Genomic DNA, 25827 nt, shown 5'->3' with positions numbered 1-25827 from the left:
TCCGGTAAAGCGCAGGGCCGTCCCCGCCGGAGGATCGCCCGGAACAGCCACCGTCCCGGACCCGGGGTCGTCCCCGGTTTTACTCGTTAGACGCTGGGGGCGGCCACGGCGGGCAGCGGCAGATGGATGCCGCATTCCGTCTTGCCCATGCCCGACCAGCGGCCGGACCGGATGTCGTCGCCCGCCGCCACGCGGTCGGTGCAGGGCATGCAGCCGATGGACAGGTAGCCGTCGGCCTCCAACGGATGGCGCGGCAAATCGTGGCGATCCAGATAGGCCACCAAATCGTCACGGCCCCAGTCGGCCAGCGGGTTGACCTTCAGGCGGCCGTCCGCCGCCTCGATGGTCACCAGGTCGGCGCGGGTGGCGGCCTGGAAACGCTTGCGGCCGGTGATCCAGGCGCCGAAGCCGCTCAGGGCGCGCTCCAGCGGTTCCACCTTGCGGAAGCGGCAGCAGGCGTCCGGGTCGCGGCGCCACAGCATGCCGTCGGCGTCATTGGCCGCCTCGGCCTCCGCCAGCGGCTTGATCTCCCGCGCGTCGGTCAGGCCCAGGCGCGCGATCAGGTCGCGGCGGTAGCGCAGGGTTTCGCCGAACAGCTTGCCGGTGTTCAGGAAGATGACCGGCGTGGCCCGGTCGATCTCCGCCACCATGTGCAGCAGCACGGCCGATTCCGCCCCGAAGGAGGAGACCAGCGCGATCTGGCCCTTCAACTCCCGGGTCAGCAAGGGTTCCAGCAGGGCTGGGCCGGTCAGTCCGGCATAGGCCCGTGCCAGGTCGGCACCCCGCTTCGCTATGTCAGGCTCCGCCAGCGTGGTCATGCCGCATTCTCCGGACGCTTGTGGCGCGCCAGGCGGGCCAGGGGCAGGGGCCCCGCCACCGACACCTGGTAGGCTACGTCGATTTCCTTCAGCGCGTGCGCCCAAGGGGCGACATCGCGGCCGTCGGGGATTTCCACCTGGGTCACGCCACAGCGCACCAGGAACAGGTACTGGTCGGGAATGGTGTGGCCCACGGCGCGGATGACACCGCGATAGCCCAGATGTTCCCGCAGTTCGCGCGCCACGGTGAAGCCGCGGCCATCACGGAACTTGGGGAAGTCCAGCGCCACCAGGGCGAAGTCCGACAGGTCGGCGGCGATGTCCTTGGGGTGCTGGTCGCTGGTCAGGAACACGCCCAGGCCGCCGTTGCGGCCGGCCAGGGTGTCGCGCTCCTTGCGGAAGCGCGCCAGGCTGACGATGACCGGCACGTCCGACGACGGCAGGGCGTCATCGTCGCCCAGGCGCACCCAGGGGTCCGCCACCAGGGCTCCGGATTCAATGAGCGGCATAGACCTTGTCCTTGAACGGGGTATGTCCGATGCGGGTCAGGGTGTCGAGGAAGCGTTCCCCGTCCTGCCGCCGTTCCAAATAAACGCCGACCACGCCTTCGATGGCGTCCAGCGCCTCATCCGCCGACATGGCCGGGCCCAGGATGTCGCCGATGGCGCCCTCGGTCGCCGCCGTGCCGCCCAGGGTCAGCTGATAGGCCTCAACGCCCTTCTTATCGACACCCAGGATGCCGATGTGGCCGACATGGTGATGGCCGCAGGCGTTGATGCAGCCGCTGATCTTGATCTTCAGCTCACCGATGTCGTGCTGCCGGTCCAAATCCGCGAAACGTTCGGAGATGCGCTGCGCCAGCGGGATGGAGCGTGCGTTGGCCAGCGCGCAGTAGTCCAGGCCGGGACAGGCGATGATGTCGGTGATCAGGCCGGAATTGGCCTCGCCGAAGCCGATCTTGGACAGTTCCTTCCACAGGGCGTGCAGATCGTCCTGGCGCACGTGGGCCAGCACCAGGTTCTGCTCATGTGTCACCCGCAGTTCGCCGAAGCTGTAGCGGTCGGCCAGGGTGGCGATGGCGTCCATCTGGTCGGCCGAGGCGTCGCCCGGGATGCCGCCCGCCGGCTTCAGGGTGATGGTGGCGATGGCATAGCCCGGCTGGCGGTGGGCGGCCACGTTGGTGCGGACCCAGCGGTTGAAGGTGTGATCCTCCAGCCGCGCCCGGCCCAGGGCGCCAGACACCGGCGGCAGCGCCTCATAGGGCTGGCTGGCGAAGCGGGCCCTGATGCCGTCGATGATGGCGGCGTCCAGGCGGTAGGTCTCCGGCGACATGCGGGCGTACTCGGCCTCCACCTCCTGGCGGAAGGTGTCGATGCCCAGTTCGTGCACCAGGATCTTGATGCGCGCCTTGTAGATGTTGTCGCGCCGACCATAGGCGTTGTAGACGCGCAGCACCGCCTCCAGATAGGCGATCAGCTCATCCTCGGGCAGGAAGTCGCGCAGCTTCTTGCCGATGAAGGGCGTGCGGCCCAGGCCGCCGCCGACATAGACCTCAAACCCCACGCGGCCGTCGGCGTCGCGCTTCACCAGCAGGCCGACGTCGTGGATGCAGACGGCGGCGCGGTCGGTGGCGCTGCCGGTGATGGCGATCTTGAACTTGCGCGGCAGGAAGGTGAATTCCGGGTGCAGGGTCGACCACTGGCGCAGCACCTCGGCGTAATGCCGGGGGTCCACCACCTCGTCATCTGCCACGCCGGCGAACTGGTCGGACGTGACGTTGCGGATGCAGTTGCCGCTGGTTTGGATGGCGTGCAGGTCCACCGCCGCCAGCAGGTCCAGGATGGCCGGCACGTCCACCAGCTTGATCCAGTTCAGCTGCAGGTTCTGGCGGGTGGTGAAGTGGCCGAAGCCCTTGTCGTAGACCCGGGCGATGTGTGCCAGCTGGCTCAACTGCCGGCTGGTCAGCACGCCGTAGGGCACGGCGATGCGCAGCATGTAGGCGTGCAACTGCAGGTACAGCCCGTTCATCAGGCGCAGCGGCTTGAACTCATCCTCCGTCAGTTCACCCGACAGGCGGCGATCCACCTGGCGGCGGAACTGCTCCACCCGCTCCCTCAGGAACTGCCGGTCCACCTGGTCGTAGTGGTAGATACCGGCGGTGCTGTCGGGCAGATCCTTGGGCGGATCAAGGGGGCGGGTGGCGGCGGCTGAGGGGCTCATGACGGCAGGCTCTGCGTAATCTTTGTTCATGCGGGAACGCGACAGGCGCTTTTTTGTTTCAGGCGGCGAAGCCGACCGGGATGGCGTCGATGCTGGGGCCGGCGGCGCGGATCTGCTCCCGAACCTTGACGGGCTGCGGGGCCGCACCTTCCGTGACCACCACGTCGATGGCGTAAGGCTCCACCACCTCCTGCCGCGCGGCGGAGGCGCGCGCCACGGCCAGCGCCGCTTCCGTCCCCGTGGCCTCGGCATGCACCTCAGCCTCGGCCACGTTGGTCGACCAGACGCCGGCCCGGTCAAGCCAGACGACGGCGCCGTCCTGCAGGCGGTTGGCGGTGACGACCTTGGGGGCGTCGGTAACGCGGGCCATGACGCAAATCCTCTTTCAAACAGCGGCTTTGAAGCCCGCCCCGGGGGTCGTGTCGCCGAAGCGCCCCGAGGTGGGAGTGGTTTGGGCGAAAACGTCTGCGGCGATCTGGGCGGGGTCGGCCAAGGACACGACCTCGCCCACCAGGATCAGGGCCGGGCCCTTCAGGGCGTGGCGGACGGCCAGCTCACCCAGCTGGGCCAGCGTGCCCACGGCCAGCACCTGGTCCGGCCGGGTGCCGTTCTCCACCAGGGCGGCGGGCGTGCCCGGCGCCTTGCCGGCGGCGATCAGGCGTTCGGCCACCAGGCCGGCCTTGCTCAGGCCCATATAGATCGCCAGCGTATGGTCCAGGCGGGCCAGGGCCGGCCAGTCCAGGGGGGGCTCCGCCCCTTCGCCGGCCGGGCCGGCGCCGTGGGCGGTGATGACGGTGATGCCCTGGGCCAGGCCACGATGGGTCAGCGGGATGCCGGTGGCGGCGGCACAGCCCACGGCGGCGGTGATGCCGGGCACCAGCTCGACGGGGATGCCGGCGGCGCGCAACACCACCATCTCCTCGCCCCCCCGGCCGAAGATGAAGGGGTCGCCGCCTTTCAGCCGCACCACGCGGTGGCCGGCCTGGGCCTCGCGCACCAGCAGGGCGTTGATCTCACCCTGGCTCAGGGTGTGGCAGGATTTGCTTTTGCCCACGTAGATGCGGCGGGCGTCGCGGCGGACGTAGTCCAGAATGCGCTCGTCCACCAGCTTGTCGTGGACGACCACGTCGGCGTCCTGCAGCACGCGCAGGGCCCGCAGGGTCAGAAGGTCGGGGTCGCCGGGGCCGGCGCCGACCAGGGCGACGGAACCGCCTTCGATCGCACCCTCGCCGCTGGCGTTCAGCGCCTTCACCAACTGCTCGTGCGCGCCGGCCTCATCCCCGGCCAGGAAACGGCGGGCGATGGGGCCGTCGATCACCCGTTCCCAGAAGCGGCGGCGGGCGGTCTCATCGGTCTTCACGGCGCGCACGGCGGTGCGGAAGCCATCCAGGAAGAACGCCAGTCGGCCCAGGCCGGGCTCCAGCGCCGCCTCCAGCCGGGCGCGCAGGCGGCGGGCCAGCACGGGTGAGGCGCCGCCGGTGGAAATGGCGACGGTGACGGGCGCGCGGTCGATGATGGCCGGCATGATGAAGCTGGACAGGGCCGGCCGGTCCGGCACATTGACCAGCAGGCCGCGGGCTCGGGCCAGGGCGGCCACGCGGGCGGCCTCCACATCATCCTCGCCGGCTGCGAACACCAGGGTCACGCCGTCCAGGTCGCTGTCGGCGAAGGGGCGGTGGCGCACCTCCTGCGCCAGGGCCGCAAGGTCGGGCTGCACGTCGGGCGCCACCACCACCAGCCGGGCGCCACGGCCATCCGTACCCGCCTGCCCCGCCACCAGTCGCGCCTTGCGCAAGGCAAGCTCCCCCCCACCGACGATCAGCACCGTCTGGCCGGTCAGCGTCAGGAAAAGGGGGAAGGGGGCGGTCATTATACAGAATAGTCCTGTGAAAGCGCTGATGTTCCCTCATAATGTGTTCGTAATCGGCAAGTTTGTCGAGGTTCAAGGGTCTGGCCGGGGGGATAGGAGGGGGCCGTGACGTCCCTGCCACAGTCCGGCACCGGGAAACAAAAAACGCTTTTGGCGCAAGGACCTGTACGGATATTGCCGGGGATGCGAGTGCCCTTGGGATGGGCATGTCGGGGTGCCCCGCAACACTGCCATGCACAGGGATAGCGTAAGATGGGTGCGGATTCACATCGGCCGAAAGGTGAATTGCTCGAAATCAAGGCAAATCAACGGTCCGCAAGATATGAAAGGCACGATGGCGCTGCCTGACAGTAACAACACAACGATCTTGTCATTTATGTTTCTGTTGACACAGATTGAGGTGTCGTTTGTGATGGGGATCAACAACGCAAAAGCGCGTTAGGCTTGCTGCGCCCTAACCAGGGGCTGCATCGGCCGGCGCCACGGGGCCCCGTTCCGGCCGGGCCCCCGATCCATCGAGGGGGAATTCGAATGCAACGCAGGACGCTGTTGACCGCCATGGCAGGTGCCGCCGGCTTAGCCGTGTTCGGCTCGGTACGCGCGCGCTCCGCCTCGCAGCTGCTGAACGTGTCGTATGACCCGACGCGCGAATTCTACAAGGAATACAATGAGCTGTTCGCCAAGGAATGGGCGAAGGCCGCCAATGGCGACCAGGTCAGCGTCAACACCTCGCACGGCGGGTCGGGCAAGCAGGCCCGCGCCGTGATCGATGGGCTGGAGGCCGACGTCGTCACCCTGGCGCTGGCCTACGACATCGACGCCATCGTCGAAAACGGCGGCCTGATCGGCAAGGATTGGCAAAAGCGCCTGCCCTTCAATTCCACACCATACACCAGCACGATCGTGTTCCTGGTGCGCAAGGGCAACCCCAAGGGCATCAAGGACTGGCCGGATCTGCTGAAGCCGGGGATCGATGTCATCACCCCCAATCCCAAGACGTCGGGCGGCGCCCGCTGGAACTATCTGGCGGCCTGGGGCTATGCCCGTGCCAAGGGTGGTGACGCGGCCGCGCGCGACTACATCAAGGCGTTGTTCAAGAAGGTGCCGGTGCTGGACACCGGGGCGCGCGGCGCCACCACCACCTTCGTGCAGCGCGGCCTGGGCGACGTGCTGCTGGCCTGGGAGAATGAGGCCTATCTGGCCATCCAGGAACTGGGCCCGGGCGAATTCGAACTGGTGACGCCGTCCGTCTCCGTCCTGGCGGAACCGCCGGTGGCGGTGGTGGACAAGGTGGTGGACCGCCACGGCACCCGCCGCGTGGCGGAGGCCTACCTCCAGACCCTGTACACCCAGCCGGCCCAGATCCTGGCGACCAAGCACTTCTACCGCCCGCGTGATCCGGTGGTGTTGCAGGAGGTGCAGAACAAGTTCGCCAAGATCGACCTGTTCGACATCAATACCTTTGGCGGCTGGAACGACGCCCACAAGGCCCACTTCGCCGATGGCGGCAGCTTCGACCAGCTGTACCAGCCGGGCTGAGCCCGCGCCGCACTATTGCCCCCAAAGTCACAACGGCCGGGTTTTCCCGGCCGTTGGTGTCTGTGCCTGCGACCTTTCGCGCGAAGGTGGCGCCTCCCCTATCTACGGCCTGAAACCGGGGCGATAATGCGAACGCCGGCCACCCGTGCCGGCGTTCATAATCATCGTTTCGATTGGGGGAGAGGGAATTGCTCAAAAAGATAACGGCCGGCCTGATCGGCGTTTCGTTGTTGATGGCCGCACCCGCCTGGGCGCAGACGGCCACATCGACGCCCAAGACGCTGGAACTGGCCCGCACCCTGGTTGAAAAGACCAATGCCGTGGGGCTGGTGCAGCAGCTGTTGCCCACCATGGTCCAGCCCCTGGCCGCCAGGATCAAGGCCGCGAATCCAGGGCGTGAGGCAGAGGTCCAGGGGTTGGTCGATAAGGAACTGGTGCCGGGCTTCAAGCAGGCCCTGGACCCCATATTCGAGAAGATCATCCAACTCTATGCCGAACATTTCACCGAGGGGGAGTTGCAGGCCATCCTGGCGTTCTATGAGACCCCCGCGGGCCGCAAGCTGCGCAGTGAGATGCCGTCCTTGGTGCAACAGACCATCACGGAATCCAGGACGACGTTGACGCAAAGCGTCACCCCGGTGGCCTTGAACTTCATGGCGGAGTGCCAGAAGGCCGGTCTGACCATTCCCCATTAAGGAACGCGACCGCCGATTGCCAACTGATCCAGGGGGATTAGTTGGCAATCGGACAGGTGACGCGTCGCCGTCCTGCCTTTAAGATGAGGGCCGTCTTTGCAAGAAGGGGATGGCCATCGCCGCCCCTGCCGCCTGTCGGTCAGTCCGGCCAATTCCCTGTTCGCCGGGATGTTTCGCATAAAGGATGGCCTTGGGAAGGGCCGCCGCCAATGCAAGGGGCCGCCACCCGCGCGCCGCCGCCAGGCAGGCATGCCGCAGGTGCACACGGCCGCGCATTTTATAATTGGAATTATTCTAAGATGGCGATATGGTCCTGGGTGTCGGCAGGGCGCGGTTGCCCCCCGCGACCCGGCAGCCCCGCCGAAACCAACCACGAATAATCTCAATTAACCAACCAAGGAATTAGAGATGTCCCTGATCAATACCGAAGTGAAGCCCTTTAAGGCCACCGCCTACCACAACGGCAAGTTCGTTCCGGTGACCGAGGCCGACCTGAAGGGCAAGTGGTCCGTGGTTGTCTTCTACCCGGCCGACTTCACCTTCGTGTGCCCGACCGAGCTGGGCGACCTGGCCGACAACTACGCCGAATTCCAGAAGCTGGGCGTGGAGATCTACGGCGTGTCGACCGACACCCACTTCGCCCACAAGGCCTGGCACGACACCTCCGACACGATTTCCAAGGTGGGCTACCCGCTGGTCGGTGATCCGACCGCCACCCTGGCCCGCAACTTCGACGTCCTGATCGAGGAAGAGGGCCTGGCCCTGCGCGGCACCTTCGTGATCAACCCCGAAGGCCAGATCAAGCTGTGCGAGATCCACGACAACGGCATCGGCCGTGACGCCAGCGAGCTGCTCCGCAAGGTGAAGGCCGCCCAGTACGTCGCCAGCCACCCCGGCGAAGTGTGCCCGGCCAAGTGGACCGATGGCGCCGAGACCCTGAAGCCGTCGCTGGACTTGGTCGGCAAGATCTGATCCAGACGTCGTCTGACGTCGGGCCGGGACGGTTTGCGTCCCGGCCCCTTCCGGGGGTGCGGTGGCACCCCCGGTCGCCCTCGGGCTTTTGTACCTTGCCTGAGCGCCGCTTCCGGGTCGCCTGGTCCGTCCCGCTTGAACACGCCGTTCTGAACATTACGTTTCGAGATAGGTCCGGGCCCTTCCGTGGTTCCCGGTAACGCTCTCTCCTTGCCCGCCCCTTCCGCTAATTTCTGCCAAGAAAGCCCGATCCGATGTTGGACGCCAACCTCAAAGCGCAATTGAAGGCCTATCTGGAGCGCGCGAAGCAGCCGATCGAGATCGTTGCCTTCCCCGACGGTAGCGCCGCCTCCACCCAGATGATGGAATTGCTGGCAGATATCGCCGAGGCCTCCCCCCTGGTGAACATCAATGAGAACGTGGACGGCCCCGGCCGCCGCCCGTCCTTCACCGTCAACCGCCCCGCCGGCGACATCGGCATCCGCTTCAGCGGCCTGCCCATGGGCCACGAATTCACCTCGCTGGTCCTGGCGCTGCTGCAGGCCGGCGGCTATCCGCCCAAGGTTTCGGATGAGGTCATCGCCCAGATCAAGGCGATCGAGGGCGATTTCCATTTCGAGACCTTCATCTCGCTCACCTGCCACAACTGCCCGGACGTGGTGCAGGCGCTGAACCTGATGTCGGTGCTGAACCCCCGCATCCGCCATGAGATGATCGACGGCGGCCTGTTCCAGGATGAGGTGACCAAGCGCCAGATCATGGGCGTGCCGGCCGTCTTCCTGAACGGCGAGCCCTTCGGCCAGGGCCGGATGGAGCTTGAGGAAATCCTGGCGAAGCTGGACACCAGCTCCGTCGCCCGTGAGGCCGCCAAGATCGACGGCAAGGACCCGTTCGACGTGCTGGTGGTGGGCGGTGGCCCCGCCGGTGCCGCGGCCGCCATCTACGCCGCTCGCAAGGGCATCCGCACCGGCATCGTGGCGGAGCGTTTCGGCGGCCAGGTGATGGACACGCTGGGCATCGAGAACTTCATCTCCGTCACCGCGACGGAAGGGCCGAAGCTGGTGCGCGGGCTGGAGGAACATGTCCGCAGCTATGACGTGGACATCATGAATCAGCAGCGCGCCAAGGCGCTGGCCACCGTCGATGGCCTGCACCAGGTGACGCTGGAAAGCGGCGCCACGCTGAAGGCCAAGTCCGTCATCATCGCCACCGGCGCCCGCTGGCGCGAGATGAAGGTGCCGGGGGAGGAACAGTACAAAACCAAGGGTGTGGCCTTCTGCCCGCACTGCGACGGCCCCCTGTTCAAGGGCAAGCGCGTGGCGGTGGTCGGTGGCGGCAATTCCGGTGTCGAGGCAGCGATCGACCTGGCCGGCATCGTCTCTCACGTCACGCTGCTGGAGTTCGACAGCCAGTTGCGCGCCGACGCCGTGCTGATCACCAAGCTGAAAAGCCTGCCCAACGTCACCATCCTGACCCAGGCCCAGACCACCGAGGTCACGGGCGACGGCCAGAAGGTGAACGGCCTGGTCTACAAGGACCGTGCCTCGGGTGAGACGCACCGCGTGGCGCTGGAAGGCATCTTCGTCCAGATCGGCCTGCTGCCCAACACCGACTGGCTGCGCGGCACGGTCGAGCTGACGCAGCGGGGTGAGGTGATCGTGGGCCACCACGGCGACACGTCGGTCCCCGGGGTGTTCGCCGCCGGCGACGTGACCACCGTGCCCTACAAGCAGATCATCATCGCCATGGGCGAGGGTGCCAAGGCCTCGCTGGGCGCCTTCGACCACATGATCCGCAGTTCGGTGAAGGTCGCCTGAGTCGCGTCTTTTTAAACGTGGGGCGCCCGCTTCGGGGTTGCCGGCTACGGCCGGCTAACCCTGAGGCGGGCGTTTTCATTTGGGGAATCGGCCATGGTCACACGACGCGTGACGCCACCACCGCCGTCTTCGTAAACTCACATCCTGATCCCGATACCCCGGAACCCCTCGCCCCATGTCGCACCCCGGTTTCATCCATCTGCGCACCCATTCCGCCTATTCGCTGTCCGAGGGCGCGATCAAGGTGAAGGAACTGGTGAAGCTGTGCACCAAGAACGCCATGCCGGCGGTGGCGGTGACGGATACCGGCAACCTGTTTGGCAGCCTGGAATTCGCCATGGCGGCGTCGGAGTCGGGCGTGCAGCCCATCGTCGGCTGCCAGATGTGGATCGGCCGCTGGGGCCCCGCCGCCAACACCCGTGGGGCCCAGCGGCCCGGCGCCTTCGGCGCGGACCAGTTGGTGCTGCTGGCACAGAGCGCCAAGGGTTACGACAACCTGATGGAACTGATCAGCCGCGCCTATATGGAAACGGAACCGGGGCTGGAGCCCCAGGTGTCCATGGCCGGGCTGGAAGGTTATACCGAGGGCCTGATCGCCCTGACCGGCGGCCTGCACGGCGGCGTGGGGCGCCTGCTGCTGGAAGGCCAGACACCGGCCGCGACCGAGCTTCTGCTGGAACTGAAGCGCCTGTTCCCCGACCGCCTGTATGTGGAGCTGATGCGCCATGGCGACGGCCCCATCGGCCGGGCGGAGGCGCGCATCGAAGGCCCGCTGGTGGACCTGGCCTATGCCCACGACCTGCCGCTGGTCGCCACCAACGACTGCTACTTCGCCGACGCCGGCATGTACGAGGCGCACGACGCCCTGATGTGCATCGCCACCGGCAGCTTCATCATGCAGGACGACCGCCGCCGCCTGACGCCCGACCATTATTTCAAGAGCGCGCAGGAGATGCGCGACCTGTTCGCCGACCTGCCCGAGGCGGTGGACAATACGGTGGTGATCGCCCAGCGCTGCGCTTACATGCCGCGCAAGATCAACCCCATCCTGCCCAACTTCCCCACCGAGGCCGGCCGGACGGAGGCGGAGGAACTGCACGCCCAGGCGCATGACGGCCTGACCTTCCGCCTGGAACGCTACGTCTTCACGCCCGAGATGGACGCGGAGGCCAAGGCCGACACGGAAAAGCGCTACCGCGAGCGGCTGGATTACGAGTTGTCCGTCATCGAGCGCATGAAGTTCCCCGGCTACTTCCTGATCGTGTCGGACTTCATCAAATGGGCCAAGGACAACGGCATCCCCGTGGGACCGGGCCGTGGTTCGGGCGCCGGTTCGCTGGTCGCCTGGTCGCTGCTGATCACCGACTTGGACCCCATCCGCTTCGGCCTGCTGTTCGAACGCTTCCTGAACCCCGAACGCGTGTCCATGCCCGACTTCGACGTGGACTTCTGCCAGGACCGCCGGGACGAGGTGATCCGTTACGTCCAGGCCAAGTACGGCACCGACCGCGTGGCGCAGATCATCACCTTCGGTAAGCTGCAGGCCCGCGCCGTGCTGCGCGACGTGGGGCGTGTGCTGCAGATGCCCTATGGCCAGGTGGACCGCATCTGCAAGATGGTGCCCAACAACCCGGCCAACCCCGTCACCCTGCAACAGGCCCTGGATGGTGAGCCGCTGTTGCAGGAGATGCGCCGCCAGGATGAGACGGTGGACCGCCTGATCGGCGTGGCGTTAAAGCTGGAAGGCCTGTACCGCCACGCCTCCACCCACGCCGCCGGCGTGGTGATCGGCGACCGGCCGCTGGACCAGCTGGTGCCGCTGTACCGCGATCCGCGTTCCGACATGCCGGTCACCCAATTCAACATGAAGTATGTGGAACTGGCCGGCCTGGTGAAGTTCGACTTCCTGGGTCTGAAGACCCTGACCGTGCTGCAGAAGGCGGTGGAGTTGATCCGCCCGCGCCAGCCGGATCTGGACCTGCTGAACCTCGACCTCTACGACGAGAAGACCTACAGGCTGCTGGGCCGGGCCGAGGCCTCGGGCGTGTTCCAGCTGGAAAGTTCGGGCATGCGCGACGTGCTGCGCCGCATGAAGCCCAATCGCATTGAGGACATCATCGCCCTGGTCTCGCTGTACCGGCCGGGCCCGATGGACAACATCCCCAAGTACATTAAGGTCAAGGACAAGCAGGAAGAACCTGACTACATGCATCCCTCGCTGGAGCCCATCCTGAAGGAAACCTTCGGGATCATGGTCTACCAGGAACAGGTGATGCAGATCGCCCAGGTGCTGGCGGGCTACAGCCTGGGTGGCGCCGACCTGCTGCGCCGCGCCATGGGCAAGAAGATCAAGGAGGAGATGGAGAAGGAGCGGTCCAAGTTCATCGACGGCGCCACCGCGCGCGGGGTGGATTCGGAACAGGCCGGCCTGATCTTCGACCAGGTGAACAAGTTCGCGGGCTACGGCTTCAACAAGTCGCATGCCGCCGCTTACGCCCTGATCGCCTACCAGACGGCGTATCTGAAGGCCAATTTCCCGGTGGAGTTCATGGCCGCGTCCATGACGCTGGATCTGGGCAATACCGACAAGCTGAACCAGTTTCGCCAGGAACTGGACCGGTTGAAGATCAAGCTGCTGCCGCCGGACATCAACCAATCCGGCGACATCTTCCGGGTGGAGATGGTCAATGGCGAGCGCGCGGTGCGCTACGCCCTGGCGGCGGTGAAGGGCGTGGGCGGCCCCGCCATGGCGGCGGTGATCGCGGAGCGCGACGCCAACGGCCCCTACCGCGACCTGTTCGATTTCGCCCGCCGCCTGGACAACAAGGTCATCAACAAGCGCCAGCTGGAGAATCTCGCCGCCGCCGGCGCTTTCGACAGCCTGGTGCCCAACCGCCACCAGGTTCATTCCGCCATCGAAATCATGCTGCGCTACGCTCAGGCCCAGGCGGCGGAGAAGGAAAGCGGCATGGCCAGCCTGTTCGGCGCGTCGGCCCCGCTGAAGGCGCCGGAACTGCCGCGGGTGGTGGATTGGGAACCGCTGGAAAAGCTGCGGCATGAGTTCGAGGCCATCGGCTTCTACCTGTCCGCCCACCCGCTGGACGCCTTCGCCGCCCCCCTGGCCAAGCTGAAGGTGGTGCGGTTCGCCGACCTGCCGGCCATCATCGCGCGCGGCGGCGGTTCCACCCGCTACCGCATGGCCGGCATCGTCGTCGCCCGCCAGGAACGCACGGCCAAAAGCGGCAACCGCTTCGCCTTCATCGGCATGTCCGATGCGTCCGGCGTCTATGAGGTGACCCTGTTCTCCGAGGCGCTGGCGCCGGCGCGTGAACATCTGGAACCGGGCAAGGCCGTGATGATGACGGTCGATGTGCAGCAGAACGGCGAGGAACTGCGCCTGACCGGCAGCACGGTGCAGTTGCTGGAGGATGAGGTCGCCCGCGTGGCGTCCGGCCTGCGCCTGACCCTGAAGGACCAGGAACCGGTGGCGGGCCTGCAGTCGGTGCTGCAGCGCATGCCCTCCGGCCGGGGCAAGATCCACCTGATGGTGGAGATCGACCGGCTGGAGGTGGAGGTGGTGCTGCCCCAGGCCTATCAGATCAACAGCGCCAGCCGGTCGGCCCTGCGCGCCATTCCCGGCGTGCTGGATGTCCAGGATATCTGAGGCCAGCCGCCGGATGGCGGCGCCCGGCGTTTGAGGGGCCTCAAAGCCAAATGAAAAGGGCGGCCCGGATGGACCGCCCCTTCATCACAGATTTCCCAGAAGTTATACCAAAGAGCGTTAATTACGACCCATGTGCCCACTGCCTGCGTCCAATGGACATGATGCGGTAAGGCTGTTCGACGAGTTTGTTCCAGGCGTGGCAGCAGTGCTCGACGATGTCGTCATAGTTCTGGAAGATGCGATTTGAGAGCCAGTTGTCGCGCATGAACTGCCAGAGGTTTTCGACGGGGTTGAGTTCCGGGCAGCGGGGCGGCAAGGGCATGAGCGTGATGTTGGCTGGCACAATGAGTTCGGCCGAGCTATGCCAACCGGCCTGATCAAGGATGAGGACGGCGTGCGCGCCCGGCGCGACGTGGACGGCGATTTCCTGGAGATGGCTGTTCATCGCGGCGGTGTTGCAGCGGGGCATGACGATGCCGGCCCCTTTGCCCTCGGCGGGGCAGATGGCGCCGAAGATCCAGGCCGAGGTCCGGCGCTGATCCTTCGGTGCTGACGGCCTGGTACCAATCCTGGCCCAACGCCGGGTGAACTCGGTCTGCTGGCCGATCCGCGCCTCGTCCTGCCACCACAACTCTATGGGCGTTCCCGGCGGGAGGTGGTGCCGGATGCCCGCCAGGCGGGTTGCGAAGGTTTTTTAAAATCGGTGATGTCCTCGGGCTTCTGGCCGCGATGGCGCGGCCGGGCCGAGAGCTTGCGATAGCCCAGCGCGCGCAATTCGCGGCCAAGGGTGAAGCGCGTCACCGACACACCAAACTCATCCCACAGCAACTGGGCCAGATCGACAAGCCGCCAGCGCACGACGCCATGCACGGCCGGGATCGGCCCGGCTTCGACGGCCGCGGCCAGGCGCGCGCGCTGTGTATCGTTCAGCAACGGCACTTTGCCGGGCGCCTTGCGTGTAGCCAGGCCGTCCGGGCCATCCGCGTTGAAACGAAGAACCCAATCCCGCACGATCTGCAGCGTCACACCAGCCGTCCTGGCCGCTTCACCCCGGCTCCGGCCGTCGAGGATCTGCGCCAGGGCCAACAACCGCCGAACCTGGTCAGCATCGCCGCATCGGCGCGCGAATTGGCGCAAAGCCGCCGCTGAATAATCCGAACGAACCTCAACTGCCGAACCCATCGCAAGCCTCCTCTTTGCCTGCTCTGGTGAATCAGAAAATCAGCCCGAAGGGAATCCCCTTAGCGAGAGTCGCCATCAGCGCTCGTTGGTATTAGTTCATGGCCGTCTGGGCTGAACCAGCGTGCGTGCTGTCCGGGACGTCCGGGGTCGCGCACATGGTGCTGATCTCGACCCAGCCGCCCTGGCCCTGGTCACTGACCGGGGCATCACCCTCGCCGGCGACCATGGTGGACTTCACCACCCAGTTGCCGCCGCGGTCCTCGACCCAGGTGTCGATGCCGTGCAGGTTGCCACGGGCCTGCGGCATACCGAAGACCACGGGGGCCGCCCAGACGTGCGGGGTGGTGTTGCTGTCGGGCAGGCACACCGGCTTGGGCACGGTGTCGCCCGGCTTCATGGCGGTCTGCACCTTGCCGGTGCCGGTGGACATGTAGCTGCGCGGCCGCACCGTCACCGTGTTGCTCTCGTAGCTGGACGACGAATAGCTGGTGGTGGTCGTGGCGGGGCCGATGGCGCCTTCGTCACCCACGGGGGCGGGGGGCGGGGCGTTGGCCTCCGGCTGGGGAATGGCTTCGTTGGGATCGTTGGTTTGCGCGGCGGCGACGCCGCCGATCAGGCCGGTCGCCAGCAACGTGGCGGCGAAAAGGTGCATCCGCATGTCCATCTCCTAATCTTCGATCAGCCGGGCCCAACAGGGTGCCTCGAATTCATGAACGCCCAAGGTCGGCACCGAGTTCCAGAGAGTCCTGAAAGAATCTCTGGCTGGCATGAGACTCAGTGGGGCGACGTCATTAATCCGTTGGTGGTTTGTTGGTGGGCTGGATGGTTAGTTGAATATTTGGATTGTCTCACCCGTTATTTATAGCCGGGAAATTGTGGCCGCCGTTTGGCTGAAACCCGCCGGTCCCGGGGCGATGCCTGGGCATTCGTGCCGCCGAGTTGAAACATGAAACGCCCCGCCGGCGGGGCCGACGGGGCGTGATGTCTTGGGACCAGGATACGGGGAAGGGGGCAGGTAAGGCCGGCCGTCAGTCGGCCGGTTCCGGCAGCCGTTCGTCCTGGCGCGCCGTTTCCGGGGCGGCCAAGTCCTCCGGCGCCGGGTCATAGGCGTTCACATGCGGCACCCGGCCCATCAGGCGGCCCAGCAGGGTGATCAGCGTTTCCACCTCACGCGGGTTGAGGTCGGCCAGAAGCCGCCGCTCCCGCTCCAGCGCCATCACCAGGATGCGGTCGTGCAGTTGCCGTCCGGCCTGGGTCAGCGCCGCCTCGCGCCCGCGGGGTTCCGCCGGGCGGAACTGGATCAGGGCGCGTTCTTCCAGCAGGGCGTAGCTGCGGCTGACGGCGGCCTTGTCCATGCCGATCAGCTGGCAGATGCGGGCGGCGGTGCACCAGGGTTCGGCCATCAGGTGCACGATGATGCGCCATTCCACCACGCCAACGCCGAAATGCTTGAAGTACAGGCGCGAGGCGCCGCTCGACAGCTTGTTGGCGATGATGTTCAGCGCGGCCGGCACATAGCGGCTGACGTCCAGCTTGGCGGCGGTGGATGTCACCGCATCGTGCGGGGTCGTAGCGTGTGGGCTGGGATCGGTCACCGGCGCCGTTGACGCGGTGGCCGGCTGGGGCCGGTTAGGGGGCATGGTGTTTCCTGTCCTGGTGCGACCCCGTCTTCGGGGGGTCTTGTTCGCGGTATTTGATCCGATCCCGGGGCCATGGGACCTGGGATCGGGATGCTTGTGACCACAATGATTGGCATCATGGGCACAAATGCACAAGACCCGGCGTGCGGGGGCTCCGCGCGCCGGGTCTTGGGCGTACCAGGACGATTCGTTCACGGCCGGCGGCGTGTTGCCCCGGCGGACCGGCTTACTTGCTGTCGTAATCCGGGATGGACGGGAACTGGTCCGGATCGGTCTTGCCGTTGTTGATGTAGTTGTTCTGCCGCTGGCGGTACAGCGAACGCATGGTGGCGTAATAGTCCACGCTGTTGCGCTTCATGTCGTCCAGCACGTCCAGGTACTGGGACCGCAGGTCGACGGCATAGACACCGGCGCGGGTATAGGCGGCCCAATCGTCGTGGATGTTTTCCAGGTAGCGGGACACCGGGTCGGCATAGGCCTCGACACCGAAGCCGACGGCGTCGCGGGCGGTGGACGGCCCCAGGATGGGCAGCACCAGGTAGAAGCCTTCGGGCACGCCCCAGACGGCCAGTGTCTGGTCGAAGCTTTCATATTCGTAGGTCAGGCCGTGATCGCCCGCCACGTCGATCAGGCCGCCCAGGCCGACCGTGGTGTTGATGACGAAGCGTTCCGCCGCGACACCGGCACCGTCCCAGTCGCCCTGCAGCAGCTTGTTGGCCAGGGTCAGGGGCGACCGCAGGTTCCACAGCGCATGGCGGATGCTGTCCTGGGCGAAGTCGGGCACCACCGTGCGGTAGACCTTGGCGGCTGGGCGCAGCAGCACGGTGTCCAGGCCTTCGTTAAACCAGAAGATGGCGCGGTTCATCCCCTCCAGCGGGTCGTTGGCGTCCTCTTGCTCGGCGGCGGCGATGGCGGCGCGCGCCTCGGCCGTCTTGGCCTCGGCCACCTCCGTGTGCTCGCCAGCACCCGACTCAGCCGGCGCCGGATCGATGGCCATGGGTGCCGCGGGCACGGTCGACGGCTGCGCCTGCGTTTCGTCCAGGGGCGCCGTCGCCTCTTGGGCGCGGGCGCCGGCCGGCAGCGTCAGGGGCAGGGCCAGCAGGCCCGCCAGCAGGGCGGCCTTCAGGCCCAGGCGCAGACCGGCGGGCGGCGTCACGGGCATGAGCGAAACAGAACGGTCACGAGAAGCGGTGAAACCGGGACGCAGCATCGGGCGGATGCCTCCAGTGGCGGGACAGGACGGCTGAAGCAGCCAAGGTGAAGCAACGCGGGAACCCGCGCTGTGACGAAAAACGGGGGATGACGAATAAATCGACGCAAATGACCGGAGGCGTGCGGCGCTGCGCGCATTCCCCTGCCAGATACGCTGGTGGTGACCCAACCTGTCTCCCCCAACCAGGATTTAACCATACCGACCTGTACGCTGCCTCAAAACGGGAAAATCAGGGCGCCTGTTGTCGCGCGCGCATGGCCGCTTTGCCATTTGGGGGGCGTTGTAAAACCCTTGTTTACCAACGGGGCGGCTCAAATCATGGGGGCGGCGGGGCTGCCGTGGCCGCGGATCATCGACAAGGTGCGGCATTTCGGCCGTATAAGGGCGGATCGGCGTTGTCGGACGCGCCCGCCCGCGCCCCCTGACGCCCCAGGCCTGCCAACGCGTTTTGCGCAACATGAGGGAACACGCCATGCATCATCGCCTCCGGTTTCGTCGGCATCTGATCCGTCCGGTCCTGATGGGCGGGCTGGCGCTGGTGGCGGCATGTTCCAGCCACAAGGTCTTCTACAACGTCAACACGCCCCTGGGGCAGAGCCTGGGCCGCACCACGTCGGAAGACACCGCCAAGGCGACGCTGCGCGCCTGGTTCGCCCGCGTGGACGCCAACCAGGACGGCAAGCTGTCGCGCGACGAATTCCAGGTCGAGGCCGACGCGGTCTTCACCCACTACGACCTGAACGGCGACGGCGCCCTGAACGTGACGGAACTGGAGCAGGTCCGCCAGGCCGACCGCATGGCCCAGGCCGGCCATGGCGGCCACCCCGGCGGCCCGCCCCCCAACGGCGGCCCTGACGGCGCCCCCAATGGCGGCCCGCCGCCCGGTGGGCCCGGTGGCGGGCCTGGCATGGGGGGCGGCCGGGGCGGCGTCGACCCCATCATGGCGGCCGACACCAACCTGGACTTCCGCGTGACGCGTGAGGAATTCCGCACCTATGCCCGCGCCCTGTTCGATGTCATCGATGCCGATCATGACGGCCAGCTGACCTTTGATGAGGTGGAGAAGGCCGACCTGACCGTGCAGGAACCCGGCAGCGGCGGCCATGGCGGCGGCGAGCCGGGGGGCGGCATGGGTGGCGGCCATCACGGCGGCGGTGGCGGCATGGGCGGCGGTCCCGGTGGCGGGGGTGGCATGGGCGGCGGCCCCGGCGGCATGTGAGGGATGAGGTAAGGGGCGACGCCGGCGGCCAAAACCGTTAAGGTCGCCCATATCCTCACCTATCGGTGCCCGTGCCGGGCGCCCCATCACGCAGGAAGCGCATGGTTCGGTTGATTGAAAGCGTGCTGTTCGCCAGCCGCTGGCTGTTGGCCCCCCTATACCTGGGGCTGGTCGTGGCGTTGATATTGCCCCTGGCCGGTTTCGTCCATGAACTGTACGACCTGTGCAGCCACATTACCGAAGTCGGCACGCACGACATCATCCTGGGCCTGCTGGCGCTGATCGACCTGTCGCTGATCGCCAACCTGGTGCTGATGGTGATCTTCGCGGGCTATGAGAACTTCGTGTCCAAGATCAGCGTGGCGGCCCACGCCGATCGCCTGGAATGGATGGGGCAGGTGGATTTCGGCGGGCTGAAGCTGCGCCTCATCGCCTCCATCGTCGCCATCTCCGGTATCCAGCTGCTGCGCGCCTTCATGAGCGTGAACGACTACAGCGACCGGGAAATGATGTGGTCGACCGTCATCCACGTGGTGTTCGTGGCGTCCGGCGTGCTGCTGGCGCTGATGGATTACCTGACGGAAAAAGCCCACAAGCTGCAGAACGACGGCCACTGACGGCCGCCCGTGCCTCAAACCCGCTGGACGGTGGTCAGCGCCGTCGCCACCCGGGCCAGCGGGGCCGTCCAATCCCCCTGCCTCTCCTGACGGAACAGGCGCGTGGCCGCATACCAGGGCGTGTCGTCCCGCCCCAATCGCCAGCGCCAGTCGGGGGCGAAGGGCAGCAGCAGCCACACCGGGCGGCCCAGGGCGCCCGCCAGGTGGGCCACCGCCGTGTCCACGGTGATCACCAGATCCAGGTTGGCCACCAAGGCGGCGGTATCGGTGAAGTCCGCCAATTCCGGCGCGGCCACGCCCATCCGATCCAGTATCGCCGCATCACCGGGGCGCCGGTCCGTTTGCACCGCGTATGGCGCCACGTCCGGCCGCGCCGTCAGCACCGGTTCCAACTGTTTCGCCAAATCCGTCAGCGGAATGCTGCGCAGCCGGTCGGCGCGGTGGCGGGGATTGCCGGACCAGGCCACGCCCACTTTCAGACGGTCGGCGGGCAGGGCCGCCCGCCAGCGGGCCGCGTCGGCCTCGGCCACGCCCAGGTAGGGTCCGGTTGCCGCCAGCCCGGCCTCGTCCGCAACACCCAGCCGGTGCGGCAGGCTCATCAGCGGCAGGTGCAGGTCGGCAGGCGGCAGCGGCTGGCCCTGGGTCACCACCTCGATGCCCGGCGCGTCCAGGCCCTGGCGCAGCAGGGGCGCCAGGGGGGCCTGCACCTCGAACACCACCCGGCCGGCAGGGGGCAGGCGGCTGAGGAAACGCATGAATTGCAGCGTGTCGCCCAGGCCCTGTTCGGCGTGGACCAGCAGGGTCCGGCTGGCCAGATCCTCCCCCTGCCATTCCGGCATGGGCAGGCCCCGGTCCTTCAGGTTGGGCACGCCGCCGCGCCAGCGCCAGCCGTACTGCGGCCAGCCGCGCGCGTCATCGCCGGCCAGCAAATGGGTCAGCGCCTGGTTGAAACGCACCACTGGGTCGGCCGGGGCCCGTTCCGCCGCCTGGGCGTGGACGGCCAGGGCCTCATCCACCTTTCCCTGTTCCGCCAGCGCCTGGCCCAGATTGGACAGGTTGGCGGCGTGGGCCGGTTCCAGGGCGACGGCGCGCCGGTAGCTTGCCACCGCCTCATCCCCCCGGCCCAGCAACTGCAGGGCGGTGCCCAGATTGACATGGGCGTTGACATAGTCGGGCGCCAGGGTCGCGGCGCGGCGGTGCAATTGCACCGCTTCGTCCAGCCGGTCCGCGGTTTGCAGGGCCAGGCCCAGGTTGGTCAGGGCCTCCGGCCAATCGGGCGCCAGGGTCAGGGCATGGGAATAGGCGGCGATGGCGTCCTGTCCGCGTCCCTGCTGGGCGAAGATGTTGCCGATGCCCAGGAAGGCCGGGGCGTGGTCGGGTACCGCGCGGCCGGCGGCGGCATAGGCGGCCAGCGCTTCGTCCGCCTTGCCCTGGGCCTCCAACGCCATGCCCAGGTTGACCATGAGTTCATGCGACCCCGGCGCCAGCGTCAGGGCGCGGCGGAAGGCGTCGGCGGCGTCGGCCGCCTGGCCCGTCTCCTGCAATGAGATGCCCAGGCGGACCCAGGTGTCGGCGTCGTCCGGCTGCAGGGTCGCCAGATGGCGATAGACGGCGACGCTGTCGGTCCCGCGGCCCAGGCCGTGGAAGGCATCGCCCAGGGACTTCAGGGCGGCGGTGTGGCCGGGGGCCAGGCCGATGACCCGGCCCAGCATCTGGGCACCATCCACCAGCCGGCCCATCTTGCACAGCACCAGGCCCAGCAGATGCAGCACCGGCACCTCGTCGGGCAGGCGGCGCAGGATCAGGCGGCACAGCTTTTCCGCCTCCGCCGGCCGGCCGGCGCGGTCATGGTTGACGGCTTGCGTGAACAGGGCGGCCAGGTCCCCCGCTGCCCCGCCGGCTGCCCGACCCTTGGCCAATTTCCCCGGCCTTGACTGCTTCATGATGCCCACTATCCCGACACGACCCCAGCCTGCAGTGTGGCGGCGCGCGCGATCCCGCGCCAACGCTGCATGGCGGTTGCGGAAATGCGCAATTGGCGCGCCAGTTTCCAACGTTTGCATCGTTTAACTAAAATTGAATCTATTTGCGTGAGCTGGGGGCGGCGATGCTGAGCGGATTGGCGATCACGGGCGGACGCCTGACATCCTTTGATTTCCGGCTGTCCACGGGCCTGCTGGGCCCCAACGACATCCTGGATTCCGCCACCTGCCCCCCCGGCCGCTATGTGTGGGAGGTGGGGCGCCGTGTCCTGGCCGCCGCCCCGGATGCCGAGGTGGTGGTGGTCAGCAACCCCATCCTGCCCATCCGCGGCAGCCGCCTGGCGGCACTGCTGCGCGACGATGGCCCGGTGCAATGCCCCGCCGTGCTGATGGACGAGGGCACGTTCCCCATCGGATACGTGCTGCCCCGCGCCCTGTTCGACGAGGGGCTGGGCCGCTTCCTCTGCCTGCTGTCGGTCAATCGCTCGGCAGCGGACGCGCAACTCCTGGCGCTGCTGACCGGCGGGCGCCTGGTGGCGCGCCGGCGCAGCAGCCTGCGCGCCATCGGCACCCTGCCGGAAGGCACGCCCCAGGGTTTCGCCTTTGGCGACAACCTTCAGGCCTGGATGGTCCAGTGCGTCAACGCCATCAAGCTGATACGCGCACGGCCCGATTGGCGCGACCTGCCCTTCGCCGCTCATCACCCCAACCATGCCGGCGACGTGCTGTTCTTCAGCCTGGCCTCGTGCCTGGTGCCGGACGAGCACCTGATTTTCCAGAAGCAGGTGGTGTGCGCGGCCTACCTGGACATCTTCCAGGATTGCGGCAACCGGCTGGAACCCATCGTGCTGGATATCCCGCCCGCCCCCCGCAACACGGGCGTGGGGGACGGCACCTATTTCATCGACAGCCTGGCGCACCTGCCGCCCGGCGTGGCGGAGGGGACGTTCATCGTCCATTGCCGCTATTCCAAGGCCTATTCCTGGTCCCCCTTCAACCTGATCGACCATGCGCGGTTCAGCCTGGGCGATCCGGTGGCGACGTTCGGCGAAACGCTGCATGGCCGGGCGCAAGCGGGCACCGGGCTGCCGCGGCCGGCGCATCGTCCGGGGCTGCCGGCGCCATCGGCCGGCGCCCCCTTGCGCGTCCTGATGCAGTTGAGCGGCGGCTGGGATCTGAAGACCTATCCCGCCCGGGACCGGCGCGTCCTGATCCGCGCCCTGGCCGACCTGGGGGCGGAGGTCACTGTGATCGACATGCCCGACGCGGCGGAGGATGGGGCCACGGTGGTGACCGCCGGCAGCACTGGCGCCTTGAAGGCCCTGCTGGATGACCATCATGTCTTCCTCAGCGTCGACAGCTTCCCGTTGCACTTCGCCAGCCAGGTCCTGGGCCATCCCACCGTGGCCATCTTCGGCTGCACCGCGCCCGGCAATTCCGACGCGCCTCGGGGCCCCGGCTACCGCCTGCCTGCCCCCATCCTGCCTTGCGCGCCCTGCGGCTGCCTGGACTATTGCCCGCTGCTGATGATCCGCGAATGCACCAACCAGCCGCGGCCGGCGGACCTGATCGGGGCCATCCTGGATCTGGCGCTGGAGGCCTACGGCCAGCTGCCGGCGGCGGCCCTCCGCGAAAACGCCGCCTGACGACTGGCTGGATTGAGGAAGCGGGACGATGCTGGGCAGCGTGGCGATCACCAAAGGCAAGGTGGAGGCGTTCGACTTCCGCTTTTCCCAGGGCACGCTGTCGCATTTCGACATGTTGGACAGCGCCACCGCCCCCCCCGGCCGCTATGTGTGGGAAGTGGCGCGCCGCACCCTGGCGCTGGCGCCCGGCGCCGATGCCGTGGTGATCAGCAACCCCCTGGTGGCCGTGCGTGGCAACCGCCTGTTGCCCATGTTGCAAGGGGGCGGCACCCTTAAATGCCCCAGCGTGGTGACGGATGAACGGACCTTCCCCGTCGCCTACGTCCTGCCCCGCAGCCTGTTCGACCAGGGCCTGGGCCGCTTCCTTTGCCTGCTGTCTGCGGCTCATGCGGCGGCCGACGCTCAGCTGCTGTCGGTACTGACCGGCCAGGTGGTGCCCCGTCGCAAAGGGCCGCTGAAATCCGTGCTGCCGTTGCCCAAGATCACCGGCCAGGGCTATATCCTGGATGACAATCTGGAGGCGTGGCTGGCGCAATGCACCGAGGCCGTGCGGCTGATCCGGGCGCGGCCGGGCGACTGGCGGACGCTGCCGTTCGCCGCCCACCACCCCAACCATGCCGGCGACGTGCTGTTTTTCAGCCTGGCCTCCCGCCTGGTGCCCAAGGGGGCGTTGGCGTTCGAGCGCCAGGTGGTGTGCCGCGATTACCTGGACATCTTCCACGATTGCGGCAACCGGCTGGACCCCATCGCATTGGACATGCCGCCTGTCTCGCGCAACGGCGACATGTCGGACGGGCGCTATTTCATCAACAGCCTGGCGCGCCTGGATCCGGCCGTGCGGGCCGGCACCTTCCAGGTCTATTGCCGCTTCTCCAAATCCTATACCCGCATGCCCTTCAACCTGGTGGACCAGGCGCGCTTCGCCCTGGGCGATCCCGTCGCCCGGTTCGAGGACACGCTGTACCGGCGTGCGCCGGTGGTCAGCAGCCGCTGTGCACGGCCGGCCCAGCCCCTGCGGGTGCTGATGCAGTTGACGGGCGGCTGGCCGTTGAAGACCTATCCCGACCAGCAGCGCCGGGTGCTGACCCGCGCGCTGCTGGAACTGGGCTGCCAGGTCACCGTGCTGGAGGCGCCGGAGGGCGACACGGCCGGCGCCCAGGTGGCCAAGGGCGGCAGCACGGAACGCCTGTCCGCGCTGATCGCGGACCACCATGTCGTCGTCAGCGTGGACAGCTTCCCGCTGCATTTCGCCAGCCAGGTCCTGGGCCATCCCACGGTGGCGGTCTTCGGCCCGACCTTCCCCGGCCATTCCGACGCTGCCCGGCGTCCCGGCTATCGCCTGCCCGTACCATTGCTGCCCTGCGGCCCGTGCGGCGGCTACAAGGTCTGCCCCCTGACCCAGGCGCCGGAATGCGGCAACTTTCCCCACCCGGCCGACCTGGTGGCGGCCATCATGGACCTGGCGCTTGAGGCCTATGGCCTGGCGGCGGTGGCATGATGGTCGATGTCCGATATCGTTAGGAATCCGAAGATGATCCCGCCCCTGAACATCCGCGTCCTGGCCTTCTTTGACGCCCGTTTCCAGTCGTCCGGCGAGTTGTGGGAGGCTGGCGGCCGCGTCGATAATTGGGATCGCATCCTGGGCATCCATCCGCTCCGGCGTCACCACAGCCCACTGCTGCAGCCGTCCAAGGCCCTGGGCCGCTATGACCTGGCCGATGCCCGGTCGGTCGGCCGGGTGGTGGCGGTGGCGCGGGCTGCCGGCATCGGCGGCTTCGTCCTGGACTGCCACCGTCATGGCGACCGCTATGTCACGGGGGCGGAGTGCCTGGATGCCTGGTGTGACGAGGATTTCGGTGTGGCCTTCCGCTGGAATCCCTACACCGATGGCGTGGCGGGGCAGGATGAGGCGGCGCAAAGTGTGACGGTGGCGGCCCTGATGGACGCCATCACCGGCTTCGGCCATGTGCTGGCCGACGGCCGGGCGGTTCTGGTGGTCAATGACCCCTACCGCCTGCCGCGTCCCGCCCGTACGGTGGCACTGTTGCGTGAGGCCGCATCGACCGCCGGTATCGGCGGGCTCTACCTGGTGGCGACGGCGGCGGAGGCCAAAGGCGGCCTGTTGGACGCGGGCTTTGACGCACTGCTGGACCCCAACCCGGCGCAGTGGGCGTCATGCAAGCCGGCGGACCTGCTGACCGGCTACACCTTCCTGCAGGCGGAGGCGGGCCAGGCCGACGGCGGCATGTTCGACGACACCCTCATGACCTACACCCAGTTCGTGAACAGCCGCATGATCGGCCGGCCAAGCCGGGGCAAGGTCCTGCCGCGCGTCATGCCGGACTTTGCCAATTGGACGGAACATCCCCAAGGGGGGGGCACCTTGCTGGCCAGCGCCTCGGCCACTTATTACCGCCGCTTCCTGGCGGGCTGCGTGGCCTACGTCGCCCGGCATTTCCCGGAGGGCGAGCGGCTGGTCTTCATTGACAGTTGGAACCACTGGGGCCAGCGCAGCCAGATCGAACCCACCAGTCAGTTCGGCACCGTGGTGCTGGACGAGACATCGAACGCCGTGCGCCAGGGCGGTTATGTCGCCCGCACCCGCGTGGGGGAGCCGACGCTTTCCGAAGCTGTCGATCTGGAGACGATCCGGGCGCTGTGCAACCGGATCGAGGGGGAATTGCCCATAACACCCACCAAGGCGGGGGATTAGGGGGCCGGTGGTCGCCGGCC

Annotated in this window: 20 protein-coding genes; 10 read left to right on the top strand and 10 right to left on the bottom strand. The window is 67.4% G+C overall.

Annotated features, from left to right (window positions below):
- Window positions 1–86: 86 nt before the first annotated feature.
- Genes PW843_08735 through cysG form a run of 5 tightly spaced genes read right to left on the bottom strand, consistent with a single transcriptional unit; the run spans window position 87 to window position 4908 of the window.
- Window positions 87–818: a phosphoadenylyl-sulfate reductase gene (locus PW843_08735; GenBank protein ID MDE1146695.1), complete on the bottom strand. Its 732-nt coding sequence runs from the start codon at window positions 816–818 to the stop codon at window positions 87–89.
- The gene (locus PW843_08730; protein MDE1146694.1) at window positions 815–1327 is read right to left on the bottom strand and encodes a DUF934 domain-containing protein; all 513 of its coding nucleotides are present in this window, start codon (window positions 1325–1327) and stop codon (window positions 815–817) included. The genes PW843_08735 and PW843_08730 overlap by 4 nt, the downstream gene beginning before the upstream one ends.
- Window positions 1314–3038, bottom strand: a complete 1725-nt coding sequence (locus PW843_08725; GenBank protein ID MDE1146693.1) for a nitrite/sulfite reductase — start codon at window positions 3036–3038, stop codon at window positions 1314–1316. The genes PW843_08730 and PW843_08725 overlap by 14 nt, the downstream gene beginning before the upstream one ends.
- A 58-nt stretch (window positions 3039–3096) precedes the next feature.
- Window positions 3097–3408 (bottom strand): DUF2849 domain-containing protein, encoded by a 312-nt coding sequence (locus PW843_08720; protein ID MDE1146692.1) that lies wholly within the window; start codon window positions 3406–3408, stop codon window positions 3097–3099.
- 15 nt (window positions 3409–3423) lie between these two features.
- Entirely contained in the window at window positions 3424–4908 is a 1485-nt protein-coding gene (gene cysG, locus PW843_08715) for a siroheme synthase CysG (protein MDE1146691.1), read from the bottom strand.
- Between the two features lie 558 nt (window positions 4909–5466).
- On the opposite strand from cysG, the gene PW843_08710 reads away from it, so the two are divergent.
- The 5 genes from PW843_08710 to dnaE all read left to right on the top strand — a co-directional run bounded on the left by PW843_08710 (window position 5467) and on the right by dnaE (window position 13595).
- Window positions 5467–6447, top strand: coding sequence for a sulfate ABC transporter substrate-binding protein (locus PW843_08710; GenBank protein MDE1146690.1), 981 nt, complete (start codon window positions 5467–5469; stop codon window positions 6445–6447).
- 188 nt (window positions 6448–6635) lie between these two features.
- Window positions 6636–7142 (top strand): DUF2059 domain-containing protein, encoded by a 507-nt coding sequence (locus PW843_08705; protein MDE1146689.1) that lies wholly within the window; start codon window positions 6636–6638, stop codon window positions 7140–7142.
- 408 nt (window positions 7143–7550) lie between these two features.
- Window positions 7551–8114 carry an alkyl hydroperoxide reductase subunit C gene (gene ahpC, locus PW843_08700; GenBank protein ID MDE1146688.1) on the top strand — a complete coding sequence of 188 codons (564 nt, stop codon included), beginning with the start codon at window positions 7551–7553 and terminating at the stop codon, window positions 8112–8114.
- 254 nt (window positions 8115–8368) lie between these two features.
- A complete protein-coding gene (ahpF, locus tag PW843_08695) occupies window positions 8369–9931 on the top strand; it encodes an alkyl hydroperoxide reductase subunit F (protein MDE1146687.1) in 1563 nt (520 codons plus the stop codon).
- Between the two features lie 175 nt (window positions 9932–10106).
- A complete protein-coding gene (gene dnaE, locus PW843_08690; protein ID MDE1146686.1) occupies window positions 10107–13595 on the top strand; it encodes a DNA polymerase III subunit alpha in 3489 nt (1162 codons plus the stop codon).
- Window positions 13596–13716: 121 nt separating this feature from the next.
- On the opposite strand, the gene PW843_08685 is transcribed toward dnaE, so the two are convergent.
- The 4 genes from PW843_08685 to PW843_08670 form a co-directional block, all read right to left on the bottom strand.
- Window positions 13717–14777 (bottom strand): IS630 family transposase gene (locus tag PW843_08685; GenBank protein ID MDE1146685.1). Its coding sequence is split into 2 segments (ribosomal slippage): window positions 13717–14285 and window positions 14285–14777, totalling 1062 coding nucleotides; the frame shifts between segments, so codons are not numbered across the junction.
- 91 nt (window positions 14778–14868) lie between these two features.
- Window positions 14869–15435: a hypothetical protein gene (locus PW843_08680; GenBank protein MDE1146684.1), complete on the bottom strand. Its 567-nt coding sequence runs from the start codon at window positions 15433–15435 to the stop codon at window positions 14869–14871.
- A 370-nt stretch (window positions 15436–15805) separates the two neighbouring features.
- Window positions 15806–16417, bottom strand: a complete 612-nt coding sequence (locus tag PW843_08675; protein ID MDE1146683.1) for a MarR family winged helix-turn-helix transcriptional regulator — start codon at window positions 16415–16417, stop codon at window positions 15806–15808.
- A gap of 226 nt (window positions 16418–16643) precedes the next feature.
- On the bottom strand, window positions 16644–17627 hold the full coding sequence (locus PW843_08670; GenBank protein MDE1146682.1) for a VacJ family lipoprotein: 984 nt from the start codon (window positions 17625–17627) through the stop codon (window positions 16644–16646).
- Between the two features lie 475 nt (window positions 17628–18102).
- Between PW843_08670 and PW843_08665 the strand changes: the two genes are divergently transcribed.
- Window positions 18103–18849, top strand: a complete 747-nt coding sequence (locus PW843_08665; GenBank protein ID MDE1146681.1) for an EF-hand domain-containing protein — start codon at window positions 18103–18105, stop codon at window positions 18847–18849.
- 101 nt (window positions 18850–18950) lie between these two features.
- A complete protein-coding gene (locus PW843_08660) occupies window positions 18951–19466 on the top strand; it encodes a TIGR00645 family protein (protein MDE1146680.1) in 516 nt (171 codons plus the stop codon).
- A 14-nt stretch (window positions 19467–19480) separates the two neighbouring features.
- Here PW843_08660 and PW843_08655 read toward each other — a convergent pair whose 3' ends face one another.
- Entirely contained in the window at window positions 19481–21409 is a 1929-nt protein-coding gene (locus PW843_08655) for a tetratricopeptide repeat protein (GenBank protein ID MDE1146679.1), read from the bottom strand.
- Between the two features lie 164 nt (window positions 21410–21573).
- Here PW843_08655 and PW843_08650 point away from each other — a divergent pair, with 164 nt between their 5' ends.
- Genes PW843_08650 through PW843_08640 form a run of 3 tightly spaced genes read left to right on the top strand, consistent with a single transcriptional unit; the run spans window position 21574 to window position 25807 of the window.
- Window positions 21574–23094 (top strand): hypothetical protein, encoded by a 1521-nt coding sequence (locus PW843_08650; GenBank protein ID MDE1146678.1) that lies wholly within the window; start codon window positions 21574–21576, stop codon window positions 23092–23094.
- A gap of 28 nt (window positions 23095–23122) precedes the next feature.
- Window positions 23123–24592 carry a glycosyltransferase family 9 protein gene (locus tag PW843_08645; protein ID MDE1146677.1) on the top strand — a complete coding sequence of 490 codons (1470 nt, stop codon included), beginning with the start codon at window positions 23123–23125 and terminating at the stop codon, window positions 24590–24592.
- Between the two features lie 33 nt (window positions 24593–24625).
- Entirely contained in the window at window positions 24626–25807 is a 1182-nt protein-coding gene (locus PW843_08640; protein ID MDE1146676.1) for a glycoside hydrolase family 99-like domain-containing protein, read from the top strand.
- The last annotated feature ends 20 nt before the right edge of the window (window positions 25808–25827 follow it).

Source organism: Azospirillaceae bacterium (genome assembly GCA_028283825.1).
Taxonomy (GTDB): Bacteria; Pseudomonadota; Alphaproteobacteria; order Azospirillales; family Azospirillaceae; genus Nitrospirillum.
This window is presented reverse-complemented; position numbering and strand designations above follow the sequence as displayed.

Excerpts from the sequence above, each read along its gene's own strand:
- PW843_08735 (MDE1146695.1), bottom strand. The coding sequence starts at position 818 with ATGACCACGCTGGCGGAGCCTGACATAGCGAAGCGGGGTGCCGACCTG.
- PW843_08730 (MDE1146694.1), bottom strand. The coding sequence starts at position 1,327 with ATGCCGCTCATTGAATCCGGAGCCCTGGTGGCGGACCCCTGGGTGCGC.
- PW843_08725 (MDE1146693.1), bottom strand. The coding sequence starts at position 3,038 with ATGAGCCCCTCAGCCGCCGCCACCCGCCCCCTTGATCCGCCCAAGGAT.
- PW843_08720 (MDE1146692.1), bottom strand. The coding sequence starts at position 3,408 with ATGGCCCGCGTTACCGACGCCCCCAAGGTCGTCACCGCCAACCGCCTG.
- cysG (MDE1146691.1), bottom strand. The coding sequence starts at position 4,908 with ATGACCGCCCCCTTCCCCCTTTTCCTGACGCTGACCGGCCAGACGGTG.
- PW843_08710 (MDE1146690.1), top strand. The coding sequence starts at position 5,467 with ATGGCAGGTGCCGCCGGCTTAGCCGTGTTCGGCTCGGTACGCGCGCGC.
- ahpC (MDE1146688.1), top strand. The coding sequence starts at position 7,551 with ATGTCCCTGATCAATACCGAAGTGAAGCCCTTTAAGGCCACCGCCTAC.
- ahpF (MDE1146687.1), top strand. The coding sequence starts at position 8,369 with ATGTTGGACGCCAACCTCAAAGCGCAATTGAAGGCCTATCTGGAGCGC.
- dnaE (MDE1146686.1), top strand. The coding sequence starts at position 10,107 with ATGTCGCACCCCGGTTTCATCCATCTGCGCACCCATTCCGCCTATTCG.
- PW843_08680 (MDE1146684.1), bottom strand. The coding sequence starts at position 15,435 with ATGCGGATGCACCTTTTCGCCGCCACGTTGCTGGCGACCGGCCTGATC.
- PW843_08675 (MDE1146683.1), bottom strand. The coding sequence starts at position 16,417 with ATGCCCCCTAACCGGCCCCAGCCGGCCACCGCGTCAACGGCGCCGGTG.
- PW843_08670 (MDE1146682.1), bottom strand. The coding sequence starts at position 17,627 with ATGCTGCGTCCCGGTTTCACCGCTTCTCGTGACCGTTCTGTTTCGCTC.
- PW843_08665 (MDE1146681.1), top strand. The coding sequence starts at position 18,103 with ATGCATCATCGCCTCCGGTTTCGTCGGCATCTGATCCGTCCGGTCCTG.
- PW843_08660 (MDE1146680.1), top strand. The coding sequence starts at position 18,951 with ATGGTTCGGTTGATTGAAAGCGTGCTGTTCGCCAGCCGCTGGCTGTTG.
- PW843_08655 (MDE1146679.1), bottom strand. The coding sequence starts at position 21,409 with ATGAAGCAGTCAAGGCCGGGGAAATTGGCCAAGGGTCGGGCAGCCGGC.
- PW843_08650 (MDE1146678.1), top strand. The coding sequence starts at position 21,574 with ATGCTGAGCGGATTGGCGATCACGGGCGGACGCCTGACATCCTTTGAT.
- PW843_08645 (MDE1146677.1), top strand. The coding sequence starts at position 23,123 with ATGCTGGGCAGCGTGGCGATCACCAAAGGCAAGGTGGAGGCGTTCGAC.
- PW843_08640 (MDE1146676.1), top strand. The coding sequence starts at position 24,626 with ATGATCCCGCCCCTGAACATCCGCGTCCTGGCCTTCTTTGACGCCCGT.